The following is a 26,034-nucleotide window of genomic DNA, read 5'->3' as shown; positions in this document are numbered from 1 at the left end:
ACTTCATCCCCTAGTGCGTTTTTTTCAAGTCTTAGATGCTCTCAACCCCCCGATAAATTGGGGGGCTAAGAATCTCTTAAAGTCCCTTTTAAGGGGAAGACTTAAGGGAATCAGGTTATCCCATCTTGCTGAGACCTGAGCTGTGTCTCTGGCTGACTTGAGGCAGTAGGCAAAACTCTATGTTCAGATCCCGAAGCTCCATTTGGAGAATCTGGAGGTTTTGAGCCACCCGATCGCTTCTGATAAAATATAGCCTGAGCCAAGCTCTTAACCAAAATATACAAAATTGGTACTAAGAACAAACTCAAGAACGTTGAAAGCATCAGCCCCCCAAAGAGCGCTGTTCCTAAAGACCAACGGCTGCTGGCTCCAGCCCCTTGAGAGATGACCAAGGGCAAAAATCCTAACAGCGCGGCAAAGGAAGTCATTAAAATAGGTCGCAGACGTTCTTGCCCTGCTTTCACCGCCGCCCGTGTGTAGCTCATGCCTTGCTCATGCAGCTGATTGGCAAATTCCACAACCAAAATCGCATTTTTGGCAGCTAAACCAATCAAAGTCACCAAACCCACCTGGCAATAGATATCATCTACCACTTTCGGGAAGAGGCTACCTGCCATGAAAATGTTGGAACGTAGCCAAATTGCCGTCATTGCTCCCAAAACTGCTAAGGGAACTGTCAGCAAAATAATGATTGGGTCAATGTAGCTTTCATACTGAGCAGATAGCACCAGAAAGACAATAACGATCGCTAAGGCAAAAATCAAGCCCGTAGCTCCCCCAGATGTCTTTTCTTGAAGATAAGTCCCTGTCCATTCATAACCAAACCCTTGAGGTAACATCTCTGCTGCTAGTTGCTCCATCGCTTTAATCGCCTGTCCAGAACTAGCACCAGGAGCCGGAGCGCCTTGGATTTTGATTGACCTGTACAAGTTGTAATGGGCGATGGTTTTCGGCCCTACAAAGGGAGTCACTTTCACTAGATTGCTCAAGGGAATCATTGCCCCGCTTGCAGAGCGAACATACAGCTTGCCAATATCATCTGGATTAGAGCGGAAAACCCCATCTGCTTGGACATATACTCGATACTGTCGCTGTCCCTGCACAAAGTCATTCACATATTGCGACCCCAAGTAACTTTGCAATGTCCCAAAGATATCGTTGAGTTCGACGTTGAGAGCTTTAGCTTGGTTGCGGTTCACTTGGATGTCAAACTGAGGAGTGTCTGCGGTGAACTGAGTGAAGACTCGTTGGAGAGCAGGGTTTTTATTAGCCGCACCAATAAACTTTTGAGCAGTATCAACCAAGGTTTGAATCGGCGCACTACCGGTTCGGTCTTGAATGATAAACTCAAAACCACCTGTAGTACTTAACCCTCTAACTGGAGGAGCATTTACAGCGATCGCTCTAGCATCTGTAATTGTAGAGAGCTTTTTGTTCACCCTCTGAAGTATTCCATAGACCGACTCAGATTCTTTAGCTCTCTCTTTCCAGGGTTTTAGGTTAGCAAAGGCAATGCCTAAATTAGAAGCATTACCATCGAAACCAAAACCACTGATCATAAAACTAGCTCTAACTTCAGGAACCGATGTTACTTCTTTGACAACCCGATCCATAACAGATTCAGTGTATTTCAAAGAAACCCCGTCTGGCCCCTGGACAATTACAAAGAAGTACCCCTGATCTTCTTCTGGAATAAATCCGGTAGGCACTGCTCTGTACATCAAAACCGTTGCTAGTAAACCAGTTATAAAAACCCCAATTACAATCGGCTTGATATGGGTAAGGTAGCTAATAAACCTGACATATCGCCGTGTGAACCAAGCAAATCCCCGATTAAACTGCGTAAAAAACCACCCCAAAGGGCCCCGTGGAGTCTGAGCAGGGCGCATGAGAATGGCTGCCATACTCGGAGAGAAGGTTAAGGCGTTGAAGGTCGAGATGCCAATGGAGCAAGCAACGGTTAACGCAAATTGTTTGTAGACAATCCCAGTAGTACCCGGAATGAATGCAACTGGAATGAATACCGCCATAAGTACAAGTGAAGTGGCAATAATTGCCCCGGTTAACTCCTTCATGGCTTCGACGGCTGCCTCAAAGGGCCTCATGCCTTGCTCTAGTTTGACTGCAACTGCCTCTACCACAATAATGGCATCATCAACGACAATACCGATCGCCAGAACGAAACCAAATAATGTCAGTGTATTAATCTGAAATCCCAAAACCAACAAAGCCGCGCATGTCCCAATTAGGGAAACGGGGATCGCCACAGTGGGAATAATCGTGGTACGCCAGTCTTGCAAAAAGACGAAAATTACTAAGACTACCAAGATAATCGCTTCAACCAAAGTGTGTAGAACTTCTTCTAGAGAAATTTCTACAAATGGAGTCGTATCAAATGCCAACTGTGCTTTTAGTCCAGGTGGAAAACTCTTCTCTAGTCTTACGATTTGCTCTTCAACAGCATGGGCAACGTCCAAGGCATTACTACCCGGAAGTTGATATATCCCCAAACCCACGGCTGGCTTGGGAGCATTTCCTGGGATGGTGAATTTGGCATCAGCAAGATAGCTTTCTGCTCCTAGTTCAACTCGACCGACATCTCTGACCTTAATTAAGGTGCTATTAGTGGTGCTATTAGTAGTGGTAGTGCTATTAGTACCACCTTGAGTCACCTTCAGCACCATATCTTCAAATTCAGCCGCATCTTTAAATCGACTGGTTGCTCGTAAAGCAAATTCAAAGCTTTGATTATCTGGCGCTGGTTCCTTACCAATCGCTCCTGCACCCACCTGAATATTTTGTTCTTGCAGGGCAGTTGTCACATCTTGAGGAGTTAGTTGATGTTGGGCAAGCTTGTTAGGATCAAGCCAGAGACGCATGGCATATTTGCGTTCTCCAAAAATTGTAGCTTTTCCTACACCCGGAAGCCGTTTGATCTGATCGAGAATATACAGATCGACATAGTTGCTGATAAAAATGTTGTCATAGTCATTATTGTCTGAGTAAAATCCATAGACGAGCAGCAGACTGCTTGATGCCGTTTCAACAGTAACACCTGTTCGTTGAATAGTATCTGGCAATTGCGGTGAAGCAAGAGCTTCTTTATTTTGAACGTTTACTTGAGCAATATCGCTATTAACATTAGTTGGGAAGGATACAGTTATATTGCTAGAACCATCATTACCCGTATTAGAAGATATATAGGATACATCTTTAACACCATTAATTTGTCGCTCAATAATGTTGGTGACAGTATTTTCTGTTGTTTGAGCATCTGCACCAGTATTGTTAGAGCTAACGGTAATTTGCACTGGGGCGAGATCCGGTAGCTGAGAAATGGGAAGGATCGGAATACAAATACTCCCCAGCAGCAAAATAATGAACGTGCAGACCGTCGTCAGGACTGGACGTCTGATGAAGGTATTGACAAACATAAATTAGGGAATTCAAGACTTGTTAGTGAGGTAGTAGCTTTTTATTAATATAAGGATTATTAAGGTTTAGTGTTAGCGATCGCACAAAATTGGGGAGTGGGAAAGACGACAAGGAGAATTGGGGACAAGGGGAAAGACTTGTTGGAAGTTCTAAACTTTTGTCACCTTGTCCCCTCTGCTCCCCTGCCTCTTCGAGCAAGGTTTGGTTTAATTAACTGAAAAATCTGGTAATGAATCCAAATTTCTAATTAGATTTGCCATTACTCTGAAAATTTAACAATTGCTCATCATTGACCCAAATTGCTTGTTGAGGTACAGAAATGGAAATTCCAGCTTCGTCTAGGGCAACTTTCAGGCGGCGGCGAAACTCCCGTGCTACCTCCCATTGTTTAAGGGGCTGTGTTTTAATCCATACACGAATAATCAAACCGCGATCGCCAAATTGATCTATTCCCAAAACTTGTGGTGTTTCCAGAATTTGACGCTCCCATTGCGGATCTTTATCCATGTCAAAACCAATACTTTCAATCAACTTCAAAGCCTTTTCAATATCGGCTTGGTAGGCAATGGGGATCGTTAAATCGGCTCGTGACCAACGGCTAGAAAGATTGGCAACAACTTTAATTTCACCATTGGGAATTGTGATCAAGCGCCCTTCGGAATCTCGCACTTGAGTCATCCGTAGATTTAGATTTTCTACCAAGCCTCCTACGTCTCCTACATTAATCACATCGCCTAAAGCGTATTGGTCTTCTAAAATAATCAGAAAACCGTTAATCGCATCTTTAATTAAGTTTTGCGAAGCTAGAGACACTGCAACACCAACTAAACTCGCACCCGCTAGCAAGGGAACGATATCTATCCCCAATGACACCAGCGCTAGCAAGAAAGCTACTCCTACGCAGATACCAGTAGCAATGCTTTTAGTCACGCCAGAAAACGTGGAAACTCTCAGTCTCAAGCGTTCAGAACTTTCTGGAGTCAATAAAGCACCACTGCTAATCAAAGTGGTGGTGAAGCGGTCAATGAGGGCATAGATGAGACGGATTGCTACGTAAGTTCCCAAGAACACAACACCTAATCGCAAAGGAAATTGGGCAGCTGTGAGAATGCCTACCTGAAATGGTCGTGTATAGGGAAATAGACCCAAAATAAAGAAACTTCCACCTCCCCAAATTCCGGCTTGAGTTAGCTGAAACAATCGTCTTTTGACTTCTTGAATATGTCGATGTTGCTGTTGATTCAGTTGTGTTGCAATTGGTTGAGCTGCTGCTGTTGGTAGCGATCCTCTGGGCGGTTGGGAGGTAAGGGGGTGTACTACATCGTTTTTAGAACGCCTTTGCCAGCTATATACCCCCCAACTCATCACAATCATTGTTAGTCCAATGCCCGCAGCAATTTTGCCTTGGTCGATTAAAAATTGAGTTTGTCTTTCTTGCTTTGCTTGTTGCAAGTCTTCTTGTAACGATTCTTTGATTTGATTTGCCGATGTCCACATATCTACCTCTCTGAGTCCAGCATCCTCAGAAGTAATGGTCATCAGGTATTGGTCGTTAACATAAATTACTGGTAATTCGTTTACTTTGCGAATTTCTACATTGACTGGTGTTTTTGCTGATGATTGAAAGTAATTTTTGGCAATTTTCTCCAATTTCTTTTGGATATCTTCTGAACGTTCAGGAAAGTTGCTTCTTGATGCCGCTATCTGAAATAACCGACGACCATCTAAATAAATCCAGCCTGTAACAAGTTTATTATTTGCATCATTACTCACACTGTTGGGAGATGGTAGCAGCTGCGGTAATGAAGGAATCTGGGCTGTGGCTTTTGGTACAGATACAACGGCTATGGCCATTGAACTAGCGATGCCTACGGCGGGCAAAGCCAACGCCAAAAATTGAAAGCGCACTCAAACACCTCCTTGAGTAAAATCTATTAATCATTACTTTAACTATCCTGCGTAATTACTTTGGGTAGATGTACCTATCTAAAGTTGAGGTTTTACTTTGAGACGATGAAATTTTGATGTTTTTTTATTTACTTTATATCTATAGACAGATGACAATACATTTAAAATCAGCACCTAGAGTTAGAAAGTCTTACTTTTTCCAAAGATAAAACAAAAAGGAAGAACCTGGGGATAAAGTTGACATTCCGCCGATCAAACGTCAAGCTAGTTTTGAAGACTATTGACTAATGATTTGCATATAAGCAAAAATCAGCAGTCGTAGAATAACCTAGTAGAGTGCGTAAAATTTACGTAGCTTTTTTTATTTTTTGAGGTAACTTTTGATGACCGCAACTTCTCCCCGATTAAAGCACGAGGTTAAAGACCTCGGCCTAGCTGCCTTGGGTAGACAGCGTATTGAATGGGCTGGACGCGAAATGCCAGTTTTGCGGCAAATCCGCGATCGCTTTGCTATCGAGAAACCCTTTGCTGGTTTACGCCTTGTAGCTTGCGCCCACATTACAACAGAAACAGCACACTTGGCGATCGCTCTGAAAGCCGGTGGTGCAGATGCGCTTTTAATTGCTAGCAATCCTTTATCAACGCAAGATGACGTAGCCGCTAGTCTCGTCGTCGATCATGAAATTCCCGTCTTTGCTCAAAAAGGCGAAGATAACGCAACTTATAACCGCCACGTCCAAATAGCTTTAGATCATCGCCCCAACATTATTGTTGATGACGGTAGCGATGTAGTTGCAACTCTGGTACAACAACGCCAACACCAAATCGCTGATTTGATTGGTAGCACCGAAGAAACCACTACCGGGATCGTCAGGTTACGCGCCATGTTTAAAGAAGGCGTTCTTACCTTCCCCGCAGTCAACGTCAACGACGCTGACACCAAGCACTTCTTTGATAATCGCTATGGTACTGGGCAATCAACCCTAGATGGCATTATCCGCGCCACAAATATTTTGTTGGCTGGGAAGAACGTTGTTGTCGTCGGTTATGGCTGGTGTGGTAAAGGTACAGCCCTCCGCGCCCGTGGAATGGGTGCTAACGTCATCGTCACCGAAATCGACCCCATCAAGGCAATTGAAGCCGTAATGGATGGTTTCCGCGTCCTGCCAATGGCTGAAGCTGCACCCCAAGGTGATATATTTATCACTGTGACTGGTAACAAGCACGTCGTTCGTGGGGAACACTTCGATGTCATGAAAGACGGTGCGATCGTTTGTAACTCAGGTCACTTTGATTTGGAACTTGATTTGAAATACTTGGCTGCACAAGCTAAGGAAATCAAAGAAGTTCGTCCTTTTACTGAAGAGTACAAGTTGAAAAATGGTAAATCAGTAGTCGTTCTCGGACAAGGACGCTTGATTAACCTAGCTGCGGCTGAAGGACACCCCAGCGCAGTTATGGATATGAGTTTTGCGAACCAAGCTTTGGCTTGTGAATTCCTGGTGAAGAATAAGGGTAAGTTGCAACCCGGTTTGCACTCAATTCCGGTTGAAGTCGATCAAGAAATTGCTCGTTTGAAGTTGCAGGCTATTGGTATCACGATTGATAGCCTAACACCAGATCAAATTGAGTACATTAATTCTTGGACAAGTGGAACTTAATACATTGATTAGTTGATTTTTTGGGGGATGGGCTTTTGGGCTTATCCCTTTTTTTGTGTTTCGCGCAGACTGCAAGCGGAATCTGCATAGATGCAGAGAGCGTAAAGTGTAACAGCTTACTTAAAAAATTAGGTAAGATATGATTTAGATTACTATCTTTTATATGTCAGCAAAAGATATTTTTCATAATACTGTGAAAGTAGCCTTAGAAAAAGATGGCTGGAAAATTACACATGATCCCTTGTTTTTTAACCTCTCTGAACAAATTAGAATTAAAATAGACTTAGGAGCGCAAAAGTTAATTTCGGCTGATAAAGGTGAGCAAAAAATAGCAGTAGAGGTAAAAAGTTTTATTGGGGTGTCAGCAATCTCAGAGTTTCATACAGCTGTTGGTCAATTTTTAAACTACAGGGTAGCATTAGAACAAAAGGACTCTGAGCGAGTATTATATTTAGCAATATCTAAAGATATATATCAAGAGTTTTTTATAGATTCTTTTATTCAAAGTGTACTAGAACGGTATGAAATCAAATTATTCGTTTTTCATGTTCAGAAACAGGAGATAGTATTATGGAAAAATTAAATTATCAGGAATTAGTAAAAAGAATTATCTATAAATATGCAAATGAGCAACCCCAAGAAAATTTAGAAAATACTGAAATTGTTTTTGATACAGAACGCGATCGCTACTTATTAGTATATGTGGGATGGCATGATGAAGAAAGAGTGTATGGATGCCCAATTCATCTTAGTATCAAGGATGATAAAATTTGGATTCAGCGCGATTTTACAGAAGAAGGAATAGCTAATCAATTAGTAGAATTAGGTGTGCCGACTACCGATATTGTTTTAGGTTTTAGATCCCCTTATGTCCGTCAGTTTACTGGTTTTGCATCTGTTTAAATTTGCTGTATTTTATCCCGACTGAAGTTGAAGGTTAAGTATATTAATTGTTTGATTTTGGCAACTTGATGATTGATTAGTTAACTTTTTGGGGCGATAAGCTTTGGCTTATCCCTTTTTGTTTAAGGAAGATAACTTAATCCGCCGACTTTCGCGTGACAATGGTACTAAAACTGGTGCTTGACTTTGAGGATTGCTTTCTTTAAAGCCTTCCACTATCTTAGAAATTTGTGCAATTGTTGGTGCTTCAAATACGCTACGCAAGGGTAACTCAACACCCAAGGTATCGCGCACTTTAGAGACAAGCTGAGTTGCTAATAATGAATGACCGCCTAATTTAAAGAAATTGTCATAAATTCCTACGCGCTTAAGTCCTAAAACTTCAGCAAAAATTTTCATCACTACTTGTTCTACAGGAGTTCGAGGTGCAATGTAATTTTCAGATAATTGGGGCTGAATTGTATCATCATAGAATGCTTTTAAGGCGCGGCGATTGACTTTACCATTAGCTGTTAGAGGTAAAAACTCTAATATTACAAAAGCTGATGGAATCATGTACTCAGGCAGTTTTTGTGATGTGTAAGTCTGCAACTGTGGCACTAATTTACGCGCAGCTTTGGCTTGTAAGGGATTATTGGCGTAAGATTGCCAGGAATGAGAGTAAGTCGTGCTATGTGAAAAAATAGTTCTGTTACCTATTTTATCTTGCCGTACAAAAACCACATCATAGCGCCCTTCACTACTGCAATGTGACCAAGTAATATCAACTTTGTAATTTATATCTAGTGTATAAAAATCTTCTGGTTCTATTCCTATGTTTTCGAGTTCTTGCAAAGCTTTACGCATTTGACCTACAGTTTTAAAATCTTCTACATCTGATAGCCATTCTGATGTTTTAACTGCTGCCATGACCCGCGCATTAGGTACATTATTAATACATAATATTTCTGGTTTAGTTTCAATTAATAATTGACGTAGTGCTGACACTGTTAAATTCTCTTCAGACCAGTTTAGAGATGAATCATTTCTAATATTATTAATAGTTTTATCACCAATATGTAGAATCACATTGTACCGAAATTGAGTTAATTCATTGCGATTGCGTCCCCGCAGCAGTTGAATTTGTACATTGCTAATCTGAGGAAAGCATTGCTTTATTGCACTAAAAAAAGCTGGATCAATTACCAATTCTGTCTCTTGGAAAATTTGCATTTGAACCCGTTGCTGTAACTCAGAACGGCTAAGGGAAGATTCAGCTTGCTCCAGTTGCACTGATGCATGAAAAGCTTGCAAAAGTGGCAAACTACGCACATCTCCTATGAAGATAAAGCCACCTGGAGCAGTTGCTCTCACAGCACCTTCTAATACACGAATTAGATAATCAATAGTAGGAAAATATTGTACAACTGAGTTCAGAATTACTGTATCAAAAGCTGCTGTTTCTATTTTCTCGAAGTCAGTAGCCATTTGCTGATGCAGTGTTACCTGCGGCATTTCTTGTTTTTCTAACTGCTGCTGAATGTAGTTAAGTGAAACTGGGGAAAAGTCTGTTCCCCAATATTTAGTGCAGTGAGGTGCAATTTTGAACAGAATTAAACCTGTTCCACAACCAATTTCTAACACTCGTTTGGGTTGCAAAGCTAAAATTTGCGCTACTTGATTATTTACCCACTCACGCATCTGCTCTGGTGGAATCGGCTGATTTGTATAACTACTGTTCCAACCGATAAAATTGGATGTTGGATCTGAATCAGCAGCAGGCTGATTATAAGTTTCGTCATAGAGCATTTGCCATTGCAAAACCTGCTCATTCTGCAATTGCATTAATTCAACATTCTCTTGCTCACTCCTGTATTCAGCTTTTGCTACCAGATAAGCTACTAGGTGTTTTTCCTTTTCATGTTCACGACTTATTACTACAGTTTGCTGTACTGCTGGATGCTGACTCAGCACTGCTTCAATTTCGCCTAACTCAATGCGGTAGCCACGAATTTTTACTTGCTCGTCGAGGCGAGCTAAAAACTCAATGTTGCCATCTACTCGATAGCGGACTAAATCACCTGTTTTATAAAGTCGTGCTTTTAACTTATTAGTAAAACTATGATAAATAAAGCATTCCGCAGTTAAATCAGGACGGTTTAAATAACCTCGTGCTAATCCATCACCACTTATATATAATTCTCCTGGCACACCAATGGGTACTGGTTGTAAATATTTATCTAGGATGTAAACTTGGGTGTTAGCGATCGCACTACCAATTACAGGTGCTAAATTATCTTTATTCTTAACAGAAATCTGACCACAAGTTGTAACAACGGTGTTCTCTGTAGGCCCATAATTATTATATAGTTGGAAGGAGTGCGAAGCTAAAGGATATTGATTTAGTTTATCTCCACCTGTAAGCAATATTCGTAAAGCGGCATCTTCAGGAAAATCTAATAATAAGAACTTTTCTGCTATAGGTGTTGGTAAGAAGGAAATTGTGATTTTTTGCGAGATTAACCAATCTCGGAGATATTCAGGCGATCGCCTAATTTCATCATCTACAATATAAATGCTTGCTCCAGCACTAAGGTAAGGCCAAATTTCCCAACCACAAGCGTCAAAAGCAAGCCCGGCTATCTGCGTTACTCGGTCAATAGGTGAAACTGCAAAGGCTTTTTGATGCCAAAAAACCAGATTTAATAATCCTCTATGTTCAATTTGTACGCTTTTAGGTTTTCCTGTTGAACCAGAGGTATAAATAACATAAGCAAGGTTGGTTGCTGCAACTTCACTAGGGAGATTCTCTTCAATTTCTTGAGCAATAATTTTGCAATTATCTAAACATATTATATTTGAATTATAGTTTTTTAAACGTTCAAGGCATCGCTCATAAGTTAATAAAACTGAAACTTTAGCATCTTCAAGCATAAAGTTTAAACGTTCAGATGGATAGCTTGGATCTAGAGGCACATAAGCTCCACCTGTTTTCAGGATGCCCAATATCCCAATTACCATATCAAAAGATCGTTCTACACAAAGCCCGACTAAAACTTCGGTTTTAACTCCTAATTTTTTTAGATAATGTGCAAGCTGGTTACTACGGATATTTAACTCTTTGTAGCTGAGTTTATCATCGCCAAATACTAGTGCAATTTCATCAGGATTCTGTTGGGCAACCTTCTCAAATAACTGATGTATACATTTATCTTGTGGATAATCTAACTGAGTATTATTCCATTCAATTAATAAATTATGTTGCTCTGATTGGCTTAAAAGCGATAATTGTGCAATTCGTTGTTCTGGATTTGCAATTATACTCTCCAGTAATGTTTGGAAATGTCCTAACATTCTGGTGATAGTAGCGTTATCAAATAAATCAGTACTGTAAATTACAAACCCACTAATCCCTTCTGCACTATCTACCCATAAACCATTTTGAGTATTTGGCTCCCACAGATGGAACTCCAAATCAAAGCGTGTTGTTTCTGTATCAAATGCTAGTGGACTTAAAGTTAAACCAGTTAACTCTAATGCTGATATAGGAGCGTTTTGCAGAGCAAAGACCACTTGGAATAGCGGATTTTGATTCAAGTTACGCTCTGGATGCAGTTCCTCTACAAGTTTTTCAAAAGGTAAATCTTGATGAGCATAAGCCCCTAAAGCTACCTCTTTGACTCGATTCAATAACTCTCGAAAAGTTGGGTTTCCTGATAAATGAGTACGCAGTACTAAGCTATTGACAAAAAAACCAATTAATCCCTCAATTTCACTAAGGTTGCGATTGGCAATAGGTGAACCGATCGCAATATCTTCTTGCTGTGTATAGCGGTAAAGTAAAACTTTAAATGCTGCTAGTAAGGTTATAAATAAAGTTACCCCTTCTTGCTGTCCGAGAGCTAAAAGTGCTTCGCTCAAACTTTTTGATAATTGTAGAGGTTGCCTTGCACCCTGATAAGTTTGAATAGCTAGCCTTGGTCTGTCGGTTGGCAGATTTAATATAGAAATACTGTTTAATTGCTTTTGCCAGTAACCAAGTTGCTTTTCTAATACTTCCCTCTGTAACCATTGACGTTGCCAGTATGCAAAGTCTGCATATTGAATTGTAAGTTTCGGCAAAGGAGAGGGCTGATTGCTAGTAAAGGCTGTGTAGAGTGCTGCTATCTCTTGAATTAGCACTCCAATAGACCAACCATCGGATACAATGTGGTGCATATTTAGCAGCAGGATGTATTCTGTCTCATCCAACCACAGCAGTTTTACTTGCAGCAACGAATCTGTTGATAAATTGAAAGGGCGTTGAGCTTCTTGATTAGTGAATTGTCGTGCTTGTATTTCTCGTTCGGCTTGTGGCAGTTGCCGTAAATCTATTATTGGTAAAGTAATAATTAACGTCGGATTAATTATCTGAACTGGTTGCCCTGACTGGATGACAAAGTTGGTGCGTAAAGCTTCGTGTCGTTGCACAATTTCGTTAAAAGTTTGTTTTAGTGCGACTTTATTTAGCGAACCTGTTAAATGTAATGCTACTGGAATGTTATAGAAAGGATTATTAGGGATTAATTGATCGAGAAACCACAGCCGTTGTTGAGCAAAGGAGAGGGAAAGATTTTCAGAACGCGAAATAGGTACAAGAGGTCTAAAGCTATGGTTATGAGTACGATTAGTTGCTTTTAAAAATTCAATAATTTCTGCTTTATGTTCTTGAATTTCTGCACGCAATTCTACTGTAAGAATTCCTTCAGGTGCGTTACAACGGAACTTTTCACCATCAATAAAAATTTGAATATCTAAGCTGCGAAGATAAGATAATAGCTCAACTGTATTCAAAATTAAACCCCTGCGGAACAGTTGTTATTTAATAAAAAGTTGGAGGAAGAAACAACATTATTTGTAAATAATTATTTTTGCCACTTTACGCTGTTTATCAACTAACCCAGCATTTTTATCACACTTACAACATTGTATAAATCATTCTTGGGAGTGAAAGTTGGATGATTCTAACTATGGTATGAAGCTAAAAGCAGTTAACAAGGTATCACAAGGTTTAGGCTCATGATATTCATGCCTCATAATTTTCTACTTGTATGGCTGGTTCAACTGCTTTCTGTTGGGGTACTTGGCGGGGGAATCTACGTTCTCTATGAGTGGTATGAAGGAGAACTTGTAGGAACATCCTACTTAGTAGCTGGACTAGTAATGGTTTTGTGGACTTTTGGCGGTCGTTTTATCAGTTTGCCACTGCTACGCCGTCCTGGAAACGAGGAACCCAAGTTTATGCGTAGCAAAACTGTGCAACGTTTACCACGTCCAGATGGGAGCGTGTTGCAAGTAGAGTTTTTTGGCCCTGAAGATGGTCAACCAATTATTTTGTCACATGGTTGGGGGCCAAACAGTACTGTATGGTATTATGCCAAGCGACAATTGAGCAATCGCTTCCGAGTAATTGTTTGGGATCTACCAGGCTTAGGAAAATCCGCTAAACCGAAAAACAACGATCACTCTATAGAAAAATATGCCCGTGACTTGGAAGCTGTAATTGCCATAGCAGGAGATAAACCTGTTATCTTGTTGGGGCATAGCATGGGTGGGATGATTAACCTAACATTCTGCCGCCTGTTTCCAGAGCAATTAGGGAGTCGGGTAGTTGGCTTAATTCTTGTAGATACTACTTACACCAATCCGGTAAAAACTTGCATCTTTAGCAATCTGGCACGTAAATTGCAGAAACCGTTACTCGAACCTGTATTGTACCTGACTACCGTGTTGTGGCCAGTTTTTTGGTTGATGACTTGGCTTTCCTATTTTAATGGTTCGCTGTATATCACCGTCGAACTATCTGGATTTACGGGTACTGAAACACGCGGTCAACTAAATTTTGCAGGTCTACTATCAGCCTTGGGATCGCCTGGTGTTCTGGCTCGTGGCACACTGGGAATGTTGAAATTTGACGAAACAGACACACTTGCAACTATTAATGTACCTGTATTGGTAATGTGTGGGGCTTCAGATATAGCAACAAAACCTGTGGCGAGCGATCGCATGAAAGCAGAATTACCTTATTCTCAAAGAGTCACCCTAAAACCAGGTGGACACATGGCATTGATGGAACAAAACCAACAGTTTGCTGAAGCAGTCAGCACATTTTGCGCTGGCTGCTCATAGCTGCCTAAATCCCACATTAAATCAATTCGCAATTACATTTTGTAACGGGGATTATTACCCCGACACAAAACGTGCTGCCTGTAGAGGCAGGGGACTTATACCCCAATACGGTTCAGTTAAGGCTAAAACTCTTTGTCAAACTCAATTTTTTTAACGAACCGCCAAGGACGCCAAGGACGCAGAGAGAAGAAAGAAATGCTTAACTGAACTGTATTGACTTATACCCCCATTTGTTTAGCATCTATCAAAAAATATTGCTCCAGGGTTGGCGTTTCGGTGTTTCGCGCAGTCTGTAGCAGCTTCTGCTTTCCCTGCAAGAACTTCCGCTTTAACGTTTCGGTGTTTCGCGCAGTCTGTAGCAACATCCGCTTTCCCTGCAAGAACTTCCGCTTTAACGTTTCAGTGTTTCGCGCAGTCTGTGGCAACATCCGCTTTCCCTGCAAGAACTTCTGCTTTTTTTGTAACAACTTCTGCTCTCTGCCCTCTGCCTCCTGCCTTCTTGATTTAAGCTACATTTATTAATACCTTTTGATTAGATCCAAAGTAAAGGTCGCTCAATTCTTCCAAAAAAACATCGGTCTGCGATTCTGGATTACGGAAGTAGGGATGGATGGGAAGGAGTTCAGCACGAGGGCTAGCTTCCGGTGAAGACGAAATCTGCTCTAGCAAAGTCAGGTAGTTTTCAGCAGTAGATTCCCAAGTGTAATTCTTTAGCACGCGTTGTTGACCAGCTTGGGCAAAATACTCCCACTCCTGAGCATCACATAGCAACCGCTCCAACCCCCGTGCAATATCAGCAGGATCTTCTGGGTCAACGAGTACGCCATATTCCTCATCTCCTTGCTGCAAGCTCTCGCTAGGGCCACCATTCTTAGTTGCTACCACTGGCAAACCTGCAACTGCTGCTTCTAAAGGAGCAAGCCCAAAAGGTTCGTAAACTGCTGTCAGCGCAAATACTGAGCGGCGTTTAACCAAAAACCGATAAGCTGCTGCCAGCGACTCTTGAGACTGATTTGACAAGCCAAAGGCACTCACCTTGCCCCACAAATCGTTTTCTTCCACCACTTTCCGAATGGGGGCTAATACCTCTTCAGTCATGCCGTCACTAGCTTCCTCTTGCAAAGGATTGTCCAGTCCTCCTGTAATTAGCATCAAGTTAGCTCGTTCCTGAAGTGTTGGACTCATTGCAAAGGCTTGCACTAGCCCCAATATGTTTTTTTTAAGCTCTAATCGACTGGATGCTACAATAACGGGCAAATCTCGACGGGTTTCTGCAATGTCCCGTGCCAATCGCTCCTGAATAAACCATTGGGTAGCTTCCTCATTTTCGGAACGAGCCTTTGCACCGAAAATTGAGAAATCTGCTCCCGGTGGAATTACTGTAAAGCGATTGTCGTCGTTTACATCCACTGCACCACTATAGACTCGATGAGAATACTGTTCAAAGCGTTCTTGTCGTGTACTAGTGATATTAATGGCCGAGCGATTCATGCTCAGGCGTTCGGCTAAAATGCGATATCTGAAATTAAATTGCTCATCTATTTCCGTGAGATTTTCTGATGTGACTTCTAGTTTGTCCATCTTTTGAGCGCCGAGAGAATGAGCAGTAAAGGTAAAAGGTATACCTGTCTCCTCTTGAATTAGAACGCCACAAAGTCCTCCATCACCGTAGTGAGCAGTCATACCATCGGGTAAGCCACCTTGCTCTTGATAAAATTTCAAGATATTGGGTACCCAATCAGCGACCAGATGAGGCCATAGCAACTCTTTAGGGAGAAATTCTTTTGGCCCAGCTGGTAAGCGAATAATACGGACGTTATCGATCCCTGGATAAGTGTCAATCACTTCGGCAAACTCTGGCCACTCTGGGTCAATAATTTGACGGGTGAGAATATCAACTTTATGACCCATTTGAGCTATAGCTATGGCGAGTTGCTTAACGTAGATCAGCTGACCCCCAAAATCTGGGTGTTTCGTTATATGACTATTATTTGAATCAAAATTGCCTTGAGGATTGAGAAATCCAATATGCATAGCCCACTTCCTAATACAGGTTGATTTCTAGTACCCGTGTTTTGCTTTGCTCCACGCTCTTGGAAAGAGCTTGCTTTCCCTGCTCCCTTCCCCTCTGCCTCTTCGGTGAGCTTGTTAAAAACTCCCGAGGTTGAAAAACGCAGGCAGTAAGGCTGTATATAAATGCCATCAACAACTAAGTCAAAGGGTTTTTATTGATTCCCTTTAACTTAAACCCAGCCAGTTCGCGTATTTTCCTAATGTTTAAGTTAATCGCTACTGCGGCTGGCGCATATATACCCGATGACATAAATAGCATGGTAACTTTCAAGAAACAAGGCAGGAGGCGAGTAGCAAGTGGTACGCCGTCGGCTGTGCTGCTCTTAAAAAATACTAATACCATTTCTTTGTGAGGCTGCGCCAAATTCTCTTTGCTTCCTTCCTTCCTTCTTTCTTTGTGTCCTTTGCGACGGCAGTCGCTCATGGGGGAGACCCCCAAGACCGCGCTGCCTTCCCTTTGCGGTTCGTTCAAAGAGTGGGCAATCATTGAACCACTATTGCCGCAGAAAAAGCAAACCAGACCACCAAAGTGGACAAAGCGACAAATCTTAGATGGTATCTTCTATCAACTCAAGAATGGGAATCTTCCAATTAGGCGTATAACCAGAAGTAACTTGGCTATACATTTGCAAGACCGATGCAGAAATACGTCCTGAGAGTTTTGCGATCGCCCATAGCGCTCTTGTAAAATCATTTTCAATTGTTGAGAATTCGCAAGAGAAAAAAGTTTATGGCAGATAAGTCCGGTCAAGACCCCTCGGAAATCCCAGTGGCAACGGTTGATGAAGAACGAAAAGGCGCAACTTTCAGCGGTACGGTCATCCTTGGTATAGATCCTGAGGGTGGGGCAGTCGTTTTCTTTAGAGACTTTTTAATTGAAGATTATAAAGGCGAACTTACCGCAAATCTTGCAACAGATGGCAATATAACGAAAAGCATTGATTTAGGCGAACTCGATCGTAAAAGCCCCAATTTTAAGCTGCCAATTCCGCTGGGAACGGATACATTACCCTACAATACAGTCGTGTTGAGCGACAAAAAAAGCAAGAAAAAAATCCTGACGATCAATCTATAAAATTTGTAACTTAGCTCGTAGTTCAGCCAAATTCGATTGCCCTCCTGTATAGATATCAAATCGGTTCTATAAAGTCGGCTTTGCCAATGGGGGGCATTTAACCAATCATTTTAAGCGGCTGCTTGGAGTCACGCCTAAGGTTGTTCGAGAAAAATAGCTGAAATCTGTAAAAAAAGCAAAAACTTGTAAGACTAGATAAGAATGCGATCGCTACTGTATAAATCAGGATGCACTGCAAGTGTAATGAATAAACCTGCGTCCTAGCAAAGCTATCTTGAAAAGTTGTTCTTGGGGGAGATCCTGACGATCAGACTTTTCGTTTCTAAGGAGAGATGTTTTTATGGCAACAAAATTTACTGGCGGTTGTCTATGCGGCTCTGTCCGCTACGAATGTTTAGCCGAACCCATTACAATGGGGAATTGCCACTGTCGTGATTGTCAACGGGCCACAGGAGCTGCCTATGCATCTGGGCTTCTTGTACCGCAAAGTGCAGTCACCGTCACCGGAGATATTAAATACTATAACGTAATTGGTGATAGCGGAAGCGTTGTTGGTCGAGGCTTTTGCCCAAACTGCGGTTCCCGATTATTTAGCAAGCCCCCCATCCCTGAGCTTATGGGCATTATGGCAGGGAGTCTTGATGACCCAAGCGGTTTCAACCCGCGATGGATATTTACACAGCCAGTGCCCAGCCGTGGGATTACATGAACCCAGACCTGCCCAAGTTCGCTAAGATGCCACTTCGTCAGTAGTCAATACGCTAGGGTTAAGAAATTTATCCGTTGAGGCAGGCAGGGGGAGCAGAAGATGCAGGGGAAGCAGGGGAGGAGAAAAAAGCTTATCTTAACCGTATTGAGGCAGTAGTAGGATGCGTCAACGGAAGTAACGCAATTTATCAGGGCAAGATGTAAGGTAGACATCGTGTAGTATGTCTACCTTAAACCTTTATTAAAAATGCAAACACTTGTCTTCTAACTGAAGGGTTTTTCCTTAAAATTCCACTTCTTCTCGTTCTTTTCCTGTAGTTCTAGTCTTATCCACACCTTTTGCTGCCCAACACATTGTATCAACGTACTTAGCAAGTTGTTCAATAGTTGGTGCTTCAAACAAATTGCGTACAGTTACATCTATTTGAAAGGTATCTCGGATTCGGGAAATTAACTGAGTCGCTAGTAGAGAATGACCGCCTAATTCAAAGAAATTATCATGAACGCCTATCTGCTCTTTTCCCAAGACTTTAGCCCAAATTTCTCCAAGCAACTCTTCAACTTGCGATCGCGGTGCTACATAATCATATCTATCGAAAGTTACTATATCTGTTTTAGGTAAAGCACGACGGTCTACTTTGCCATTCGGTGTTAATGGTATTGATTCCATGACCAGATATGCTATTGGCACCATGTATTCTGGTAACTTTTCTTTTAAATACTTACGTAATACAGATGCTAAATCTGATATTTCTACTACATTAACAACAATATAAGCCACCAAATACTTATTATCAGGTATGTCCTCGTCAGCAATTACTACTGCTTCTTTCACTGCTGGATGTTCACTCAAAACCGCTTCAATCTCTGATAATTCAATACGGAAGCCACGAATTTTTACTTGATTGTCAATCCGTCCTAAAAATTCAATATTTCCATCTGGTAAATATCGGGCTAAATCACCCGTTTTATAAAGTCGTGTTTTTGAATTATTACTAAAATGATTTGTGAAGAAGTGTTCAGCAGTTAATTCCGTATGATTGAGATATTCTCGTGCCAAACCATCACCGCCTATATATAATTCTCCAATCATACCAATGGGCAAAGGTTGTAAATGTGAATCTAATATATAAATTTGTGTATTAGCGATCGGGCAACCAATGGGAATAGATGTAGCTAATTCTGCTAATTCTTCAAAATGATAATAAGATGAAAATGTTGTATTTTCTGTAGGCCCATATACATGAATTAAATGCTTTGGTACACCATGTTGGAGAATTCTTTTAACCCATCTTATATTAACAGCCTCGCCACCAAACAGTAAATATCGCAATGAAGCAAAAGCTTGCGGAACATCTCTAGCAATCTGTTGAAATAAAGCTGTTGTCAAAAATAAGACACTAATTTCTTTTTGTTTTAGCTGTAATGCAAACTCATGAGGCGAAAGGATTACATCTTTGCTAACACCTACAAGTTGAGCGCCGTTAAGTAACGCCCCCCAAATCTCGAATGTTGCTGCATCAAAAGAAGTGTTTGAGACTTGGGCAATTTTATCTGATGGTAATAACTTTATGTAGTTTGTATTGCACACTAACCGATTTACAGCTTGGTGAGTTATAGCTACACCCTTGGGTTTACCTGTAGAGCCAGAAGTGTAAATAACATAAGCTAAATTGTTAAATGTAACGCTACTTTCAAGGTTATTTTTGTTTTCTTGAGTAATAATTTCCCAGTCTTTATCTATGCAAACAATTGGATTCAAGAAATATTCAAAAGACTTGAGTAACTTTTCTTGTGTTAGCAATACTGAAACCTGTGCATCTTCCAGCATGAACTTTAGGCGTTCTTCAGGATAACTGGGATCTAAAGGAAGATATGCTCCTCCTGCTTTCAGAATGCCTAATAAGCCAACTATCATTTCTATAGACTGGGAAATGCAAATACCTACTAGCTTTTCTGAACCAACCCCAGTTTTTTGTAAGTATTGTGCTAGCTGATTGCTGCGATTATTCAACTCTTGATAAGTGAGTTGCTCGTTACCAAAAATTACGGCTATAGAATTAGGATGATGCTGTACTTGTTCTTCAAACAACCGATGGATACACTTATCATGAGGAAAATTTGTGTTAGTATTATTCCAATCTACTAATAGCTGATGTAGCTCTGCTTCACTTAATAGTGGTAAATTTGCAATTCGTTGTTTTGGATTGGCAAGAATACTTGACAACAGAGTTTTAAAATGTTCCAGCATCCGACTGATAGTAACTTTATCAAACAAATCAGTGTTGTAAACTATTACGCCACGGAGTCCTTCAGAGTACTCCCAGTTTGCACCCCATAAGCTCCTAAAATCATCAGAACACTTCCATAAGTGTAGTTCTAAATCAAAGCGCGTTTTTTTTAAATCAATATTCATAAAGCTAGGCATTAATCCAGGTAGCTTTAGTGCTGACATTGGTGCATTCTGTAAACTAAACACTACTTGGAATAACGGATGATGGCTCAAGTTGCGCTCTGGATGCAGTTCTTCAACAAGCTTATCAAATGGTAAATCTTGCTGGCTATAAGCCCCTAATGTTACCTCTCGGACTCTGCCTAAAATTTCTCGAAAACTTGGGTTTCCAGCTAAATTACTGCGTAGTACTAAACTATTGACAAAAAAACCAATTAGACTTTCAATTTCGCTACGATTACGGTTAGCAATTGGCGAACCTACCGCAATATCTTCTTGATGTGTGTAGCGATAGAGCAAAGTTTTAAATGCTGCCAGCAGCATCATAAAAAAGGTTACACCTTCTTGGTGCGAAAGCTTTTCTAGTGCATCAGTTAGCTTTTTTGGTAACTCAAAAAATTGTGTTGCTCCTTCATAGCTTTGTATAGCTGGCCTTGGTTTGTCCGTAGGCAAATGCAGCATAGAAATACCATTTAATTGCTGCTGCCAATAAGTTAACTGCGTTTGCAGTACTTCTCCTTGTAACCATTCACGCTGCCAGTGAGCAAAGTCGGCGTATTGAAGAGGTAATTCTAATAGAGGAGAAGGCTGGTTTTGTGCAAAAGCAGTGTACAGTATTCCCAGCTCCCGAATCAGCACCCCAATAGACCAATCATCGCAGATAATGTGGTGCATATTCAGTAATAGAATATGTTCCGTCTTGGAAAGCACAAGCAACTTCACTCGCAGCAATGGCCCGGAGGATAAATCAAAGGGATGTTCTATCTCTGCGTTAATAATGCTGTTTACTTCAACTTCTCTTTCATCATCTGGCAGTAGCTGGAGGTCTAATACAGAAATAGGTATTGTTAAGCTGGGCGCAATCGCCTGTAGAGGTTGCCCATCCAACACTATAAATGTAGTGCGTAAGCTTTCATGGCGATATACAATTTCGTTAAAAGTCTGCTCTAGTGCCGTTAAGTTAAGTGAACCTGTTAAGCGAATTACTGTCGGCACATTATAAATAGTATTGTTAGGGATCAACTGGTCAAGGAACCATAACCGTTGTTGGGCAAAAGATACTGGAAAGACAAAGACCTCTTCAGAAAACATATTGATCCTTATTTTAAAGTTTGTGCTTTCTCAATACAGCCTCTTAACTGTGCGGCGAGAACTTGAATATGGGGTTTTCTTAGCATGGTTAGGTGATTGCCAGGAATATGATGAATTTCTGTTCTTCCCACAGCTAACTGATCCCAACCCATACTCGCCTCCTCTTCGGCAATGTTTAACTGAACTTTTGTTCTAAAAAGATTAATTCGCTTAGGGTAGACTTGCGGAACGTAGTTGAGAACTGCTTGGTTATTGGCGTAAAAAACACGAAGCATAGGAAAAATAGCTGACTCACTTAAAAGCCTTTGCTTAGATTCGTTAAATATAAAATTGGCTGTGGCATCCTCCTTTTGGATGAAGTACGAGAACAGATTTGTTTTGAGCGTTAGCGTTAGCGACTCCCAAAAGGAGTATCGCATCAACTCCTTAAAATTATAAAATCGAGAAGTTAGTCTATTAATTCGGTTTTTACTAGGAGCAGTAATTAGACGTAAATAATCAATGAAAAATGGCCACATATATGGCACTACTGTAGTAAAAAGAAACTTCAAAGTATTACTCAAAGAAGGTATATTGCTCTTAATTGGTGCTACAGTGTCAAGCACAGCAAGTAAAGCTACTTCTTCCCCAGAATTTTCAAGTTGTTGAGCCATTTCAAAAGCAACCCAACCTCCAAAAGACCAACCTCCTATAAAATAAGGCCCTTTCGGTTGTACTGAACGCAATGCTTCAATGTAGTGGGTAGCCATATCCTCAATGCACGTTAGTGGAGTTTTTCCATCAATTCCAATAGGTTGTAGCCCATAAAGTGGCTGATTTTCACCCAATTGATGAGCTAATTCATAATAAGGAAAGACAACACCAAATATTGGATGAACGCAAAAGAAAGGCGGATTTGAGCCATTCGGTTGAATCGTAACTAAAGGAGACCACCTCAGAGAATCTGTCTTAGAACATAGAGCAATTCCTAAACTTTCAATTGTTTGATTTAAAAACAGGCTAGATAAAGGGAAATCACGCTCAAACTGTTTATTTATTTGGTCTAATAAACGTATAGCCAGTAGCGAATTTCCTCCCAAATCAAAAAAGTTGTCATGAATACCTACATTCTCAACATTAAGGACTTCAGCCCATATTCTTGCCAAAGTTGACTCAGTTGGAGTCCGAGGAGCAATAAAGGCTTTCTCGATTGAGCGGCTTTGAGTATCAATTGCTTTTAGTGCATAGTGATCCACTTTGCCATTAGCCGTTAACGGCAGAGAATCCAGAATTATAAAAGCTTTTGGTATCATGTATTCTGGTAACTTTTCTTTTAGAAATTCACGTACTTCAATAGTTGTTTGCTCCTGCGGTGACTTAGAAATAATGTAAGCTACTAAATGCTTGTTATCATATAAATTACCTTGAGTAATTACAATTGCTTTTTCTACATTATTATGTTGTCTTATAACTGTTTCAATTTCTGATAACTCAATGCGAAAGCCACGAATTTTTACTTGGTTATCGATGCGCCCTAAAAATTCGATATTACCGTCTGTTCGATATCTGGCTAAATCACCCGTCTTATAAATCCTTGCTCCTTTTTTCTCATTAAAAGGATTGCGAATAAATTTTTTAGCAGCTAATTCAGGACAATTAAGGTAGCCTCGTGCTAGCCCATCACCACCAATGTATAATTCACCCAAAATTCCAACTGGTACAGGCTGTAAATGCTTATCTAATATATAAATTTCAGTGTTAGCAATTGGGCGACCAATAGGCGGTTTTTCACTCACAGATTTAATTTCGGCAACAGTTGACCAAACGGTTGCTTCAGTAGGCCCGTAAGCGTTAAAAAACCTACGGCTAGGATTCCACCAACGTTTTATTATATCCTCAGAACATGATTCACCCGCACTAATAATAGTTTGCAGTGAAGGTAATGATTTTGTAGGTAGAACTGCCAAAACCGCAGGCGGGAGGGTAACGTGGGTAATAGCTTTTTCGCGTAATAGTTGGAGTAAAGCTTTTCCAGATAGAAGACATTCTTTATTTGTTAAATAAAGGGTTGCTCCTATTCCCAATGCCATAACAATCTCAAAAATTGAGGCATCGAAACTCAATGATGCGAATTGCAGAATGCGGTTACTCGGTTGCAAGTTAAAAACCTTAATCTGATCTGCTGCTAAATTAGACAGTCCTTGGTGTTCGATTAAAACGCCTTTTGGCTGACCTGTTGAGCCAGAGGTATAGATGACATAAGCTAAGTTTTCAAGTGTTACGCAACTGTTTGGGTTTTCTCGGCTATGTTGTGTAATAGCTGCCCAATCTTTATCTATACTAATAATTTGATTTGAGAATCCTGTAAAATTTGAAAGTAATTTTTCTTGTGTTAACAATAATGAAACTTGTGCATCTTGCAACATAAAGTTAAGACGCTCTTGAGGATAGCTAGCGTCTAAAGGGAGGTATGCACCGCCAGCTTTGAAAATGCCTAAAATAGCGATTATCATTTCTGCGGAACGCTCCACACAAATACCAACTAAAGATTCAGTTTTTACACCTATTTTTTTGAGATAATGTGCCAGTTGGTTACTGCGTATATTTAACTCTTTGTAACTAAGTTTTTGATTACCAAATACTAGTGCGATCGCATCAGGACTTTTTTCAACTTGTGCTTCAAATAACTGATGAAAACACTTACTATTTGAGTAAGATTTTTTAGTGTTATTCCAATCAATTAATAACTGCTGCCGTTCTCCTTCTGTAAGCAAAGCTAAATCTGAAATACGCTCTTTTGGATTGGTAACAATACTTTCTAACAGTACTTGGAAATGCCCTAGCATTCGCGTAATGGTGCTTTGATCAAATAAATCGGTACTATACACGATTTCTCCTTTCAGAGTTTCCAAGTCTCGCCACAGATGAAACTCTAAATCAAGCTTTGCGATCTTGCTGTCGAAGTCGAATAACGAAAGCTTTAATCCAGGTAGCTCTAGTGCTTCAATGGGAGTATTTTGTAGACTAAATACTACTTGAAATAAAGGATGGCGACTCAAATCTCGCTCTGGGTGAAGTTCTTCCACCAGCTTTTCAAAGGGCAAATCCTGATGGGTGTATGCTCCTAAAGTTACCTCTCTTACTCGATTTAATAATTCTTGAAACGTCGGGTTCCCTGATAAATTGCCACGTAACACTAAACTATTGACAAAAAACCCAATTAACCCCTCTAGTTCGCTACGATTACGATTAGCGATCGCTGAACCTACTACAATATCCTCTTGCTGCGTGTAGCGATAGAGCAAAGTTTGAAACGCTGCAAGCATTGTCATGAATAAGGTTACATCTTCTTGGTAGCTAAGTGCCTCTAGCGCTTGAGTTAAGGAATGTGGTAGTTCTAAAAATTGTTTTGCACCCCTGTAAGTTGAAACTGCTGGTCTTACTCGGTCGGTGGGGAGATTCAGCACCGGAATCCCGTCTAATTGCTTTTGCCAATAAGCTAACTGCGTTTGTAAAAGCGAACAGCCGTTTTCCCCCACTGCTTGCAGCCATTCCCGTTGCCATTGGGCGAAATCTGCATACTGAATGGGCAATTCTGGCAGAAACGTAGACATCAGACATTGATTATCTTCTACAAAAGCTTTGTATAATACCCCCAGTTCTCTAATTAGCACACCAATTGACCAGCCATCGGCAACAATGTGATGTAGATTTAGCAGCAGCACATATTCTGCTTCATCTACTTGTAGCAGCTTCACTCGCAGCAATGGGCCGGCGGTGAGATTGAAAGAATGTTGAGCCTCTGCGGTTGCGATTCGCCGTACTTGTGTCTCACGTTCTTGAGCGAAATTGCGTATATCTATTAGGGGAAGAGGTATGGTTAAGCTGGGTGCGATTACCTGCACTGGTTGCTGTACCATCACAAACGTAGTGCGTAAGGTTTCGTGGCGACGGACAATTTCGTTGAATGTCTGCTTTAAGGCGGTAAAGTTAAGGGAACCTTTCAGGCAAAGTGCTGTTGACACATTGTAAAATGGATTGCCCGATGCTAATTGGTCAAGAAACCACAATCGCTGCTGGGCGAAAGAAGTGGGAAAGACAAAAACCTCTGCCTCATCAGAAAAATTCAGTTCTTCATCAGCCATTAGGCTACTGAAAATATACTGGCTCATAACAATATCTTTGTTAAAAAAAGACTGCGAAGATAGAGGGCTGATCTAGTAAAATTATTTCTTCTATAACTATAATGCTTCGCTTAAAGCAACCCGTGTTTGACATTTTATCACTGTAGATCATGCTTGCTACTATATATAAATGCTACAACAATAATTCAAGAAAAAAAATTGGTATTATAGTTTCACAAAAGATGTTTTAAGTAAATATGCACGTTGGTATAAATAAATTTATTCACTTTGGTAGATATAGATATTTGTTGTTTTTTGTAAATTAATGAAGCTAAAAAAATTTGCAAATAAACTTGTCAATAAATTTATGAGTTTAGACAATCCCAATATTTTCAGTTAACAATAAAAAAAATTATTATTGCCTCAAACTGAAATAAGTTGTTTTTATCCAATTTTAAAACTTTTTAAGAACAAAAT

Annotated in this window: 15 protein-coding genes; 7 read left to right on the top strand and 8 right to left on the bottom strand. The window is 40.6% G+C overall.

What is annotated here, in order from left to right; translation table 11 throughout:
• Positions 1-110: 110 nt before the first annotated feature.
• Together RMZ43_RS07275 and RMZ43_RS07270 are read right to left on the bottom strand one after the other, a co-directional pair.
• A complete protein-coding gene (locus tag RMZ43_RS07275; RefSeq protein ID WP_322655317.1) occupies positions 111-3,434 on the bottom strand; it encodes an efflux RND transporter permease subunit in 3,324 nt (1,107 codons plus the stop codon).
• 244 nt (positions 3,435-3,678) lie between these two features.
• Positions 3,679-5,343: a mechanosensitive ion channel family protein gene (locus RMZ43_RS07270; RefSeq protein WP_416212077.1), complete on the bottom strand. Its 1,665-nt coding sequence runs from the start codon at positions 5,341-5,343 to the stop codon at positions 3,679-3,681.
• A gap of 383 nt (positions 5,344-5,726) precedes the next feature.
• Between RMZ43_RS07270 and ahcY the strand changes: the two genes are divergently transcribed.
• The 3 genes from ahcY to RMZ43_RS07255 all read left to right on the top strand — a co-directional run bounded on the left by ahcY (position 5,727) and on the right by RMZ43_RS07255 (position 7,907).
• Positions 5,727-7,004 carry an adenosylhomocysteinase gene (ahcY, locus tag RMZ43_RS07265; protein ID WP_322648952.1) on the top strand — a complete coding sequence of 426 codons (1,278 nt, stop codon included), beginning with the start codon at positions 5,727-5,729 and terminating at the stop codon, positions 7,002-7,004.
• Positions 7,005-7,167: 163 nt separating this feature from the next.
• Positions 7,168-7,587, top strand: coding sequence for a XisH family protein (locus tag RMZ43_RS07260; RefSeq protein ID WP_322648953.1), 420 nt, complete (start codon positions 7,168-7,170; stop codon positions 7,585-7,587).
• Positions 7,575-7,907, top strand: a complete 333-nt coding sequence (locus RMZ43_RS07255) for a XisI protein (protein ID WP_322655316.1) — start codon at positions 7,575-7,577, stop codon at positions 7,905-7,907. Before RMZ43_RS07260 ends, RMZ43_RS07255 begins: the two co-directional genes overlap by 13 nt.
• Before the next feature lie 108 nt (positions 7,908-8,015).
• On the opposite strand, the gene RMZ43_RS07250 is transcribed toward RMZ43_RS07255, so the two are convergent.
• Positions 8,016-12,719: a non-ribosomal peptide synthetase gene (locus RMZ43_RS07250; RefSeq protein ID WP_322655315.1), complete on the bottom strand. Its 4,704-nt coding sequence runs from the start codon at positions 12,717-12,719 to the stop codon at positions 8,016-8,018.
• A 234-nt stretch (positions 12,720-12,953) separates the two neighbouring features.
• Here RMZ43_RS07250 and RMZ43_RS07245 point away from each other — a divergent pair, with 234 nt between their 5' ends.
• Positions 12,954-14,054, top strand: a complete 1,101-nt coding sequence (locus RMZ43_RS07245) for an alpha/beta fold hydrolase (RefSeq protein WP_322655314.1) — start codon at positions 12,954-12,956, stop codon at positions 14,052-14,054.
• Between the two features lie 218 nt (positions 14,055-14,272).
• Here the strand turns inward: RMZ43_RS07245 and RMZ43_RS07240 are convergent, their stop codons facing one another.
• From RMZ43_RS07240 to RMZ43_RS07230, 3 genes are all read right to left on the bottom strand, one after another.
• Positions 14,273-14,482 (bottom strand): hypothetical protein, encoded by a 210-nt coding sequence (locus tag RMZ43_RS07240; protein WP_322655313.1) that lies wholly within the window; start codon positions 14,480-14,482, stop codon positions 14,273-14,275.
• A gap of 76 nt (positions 14,483-14,558) precedes the next feature.
• On the bottom strand, positions 14,559-16,088 hold the full coding sequence (locus RMZ43_RS07235; protein ID WP_322655312.1) for a glycosyltransferase: 1,530 nt from the start codon (positions 16,086-16,088) through the stop codon (positions 14,559-14,561).
• 175 nt (positions 16,089-16,263) lie between these two features.
• Positions 16,264-16,551, bottom strand: a complete 288-nt coding sequence (locus RMZ43_RS07230) for a hypothetical protein (RefSeq protein WP_322655311.1) — start codon at positions 16,549-16,551, stop codon at positions 16,264-16,266.
• Between RMZ43_RS07230 and RMZ43_RS07225 the strand changes: the two genes are divergently transcribed.
• The 3 genes from RMZ43_RS07225 (at position 16,550) to RMZ43_RS07215 (ending at position 17,911) form a co-directional block, all read left to right on the top strand.
• Complete coding sequence (locus RMZ43_RS07225) at positions 16,550-16,783, top strand: transposase (protein ID WP_322655310.1); 234 nt, start codon at positions 16,550-16,552, stop codon at positions 16,781-16,783. The genes RMZ43_RS07230 and RMZ43_RS07225 overlap by 2 nt on opposite strands.
• A gap of 74 nt (positions 16,784-16,857) precedes the next feature.
• Positions 16,858-17,202: a hypothetical protein gene (locus RMZ43_RS07220; protein ID WP_322655309.1), complete on the top strand. Its 345-nt coding sequence runs from the start codon at positions 16,858-16,860 to the stop codon at positions 17,200-17,202.
• A 340-nt stretch (positions 17,203-17,542) separates the two neighbouring features.
• Complete coding sequence (locus RMZ43_RS07215) at positions 17,543-17,911, top strand: GFA family protein (RefSeq protein ID WP_322655308.1); 369 nt, start codon at positions 17,543-17,545, stop codon at positions 17,909-17,911.
• 282 nt (positions 17,912-18,193) lie between these two features.
• Here RMZ43_RS07215 and RMZ43_RS07210 read toward each other — a convergent pair whose 3' ends face one another.
• Together RMZ43_RS07210 and RMZ43_RS07205 are read right to left on the bottom strand one after the other, a co-directional pair.
• A complete protein-coding gene (locus RMZ43_RS07210) occupies positions 18,194-21,454 on the bottom strand; it encodes a non-ribosomal peptide synthetase (RefSeq protein ID WP_322655306.1) in 3,261 nt (1,086 codons plus the stop codon).
• 8 nt (positions 21,455-21,462) lie between these two features.
• Positions 21,463-25,605, bottom strand: a complete 4,143-nt coding sequence (locus RMZ43_RS07205) for a non-ribosomal peptide synthetase (protein ID WP_322655305.1) — start codon at positions 25,603-25,605, stop codon at positions 21,463-21,465.
• Positions 25,606-26,034 lie beyond the last annotated feature (429 nt).

This window comes from Nostoc sp. CmiVER01 (genome assembly GCF_034531135.2).
GTDB lineage: Bacteria > Cyanobacteriota > Cyanobacteriia > Cyanobacteriales > Nostocaceae > Nostoc.
This window is presented reverse-complemented; position numbering and strand designations above follow the sequence as displayed.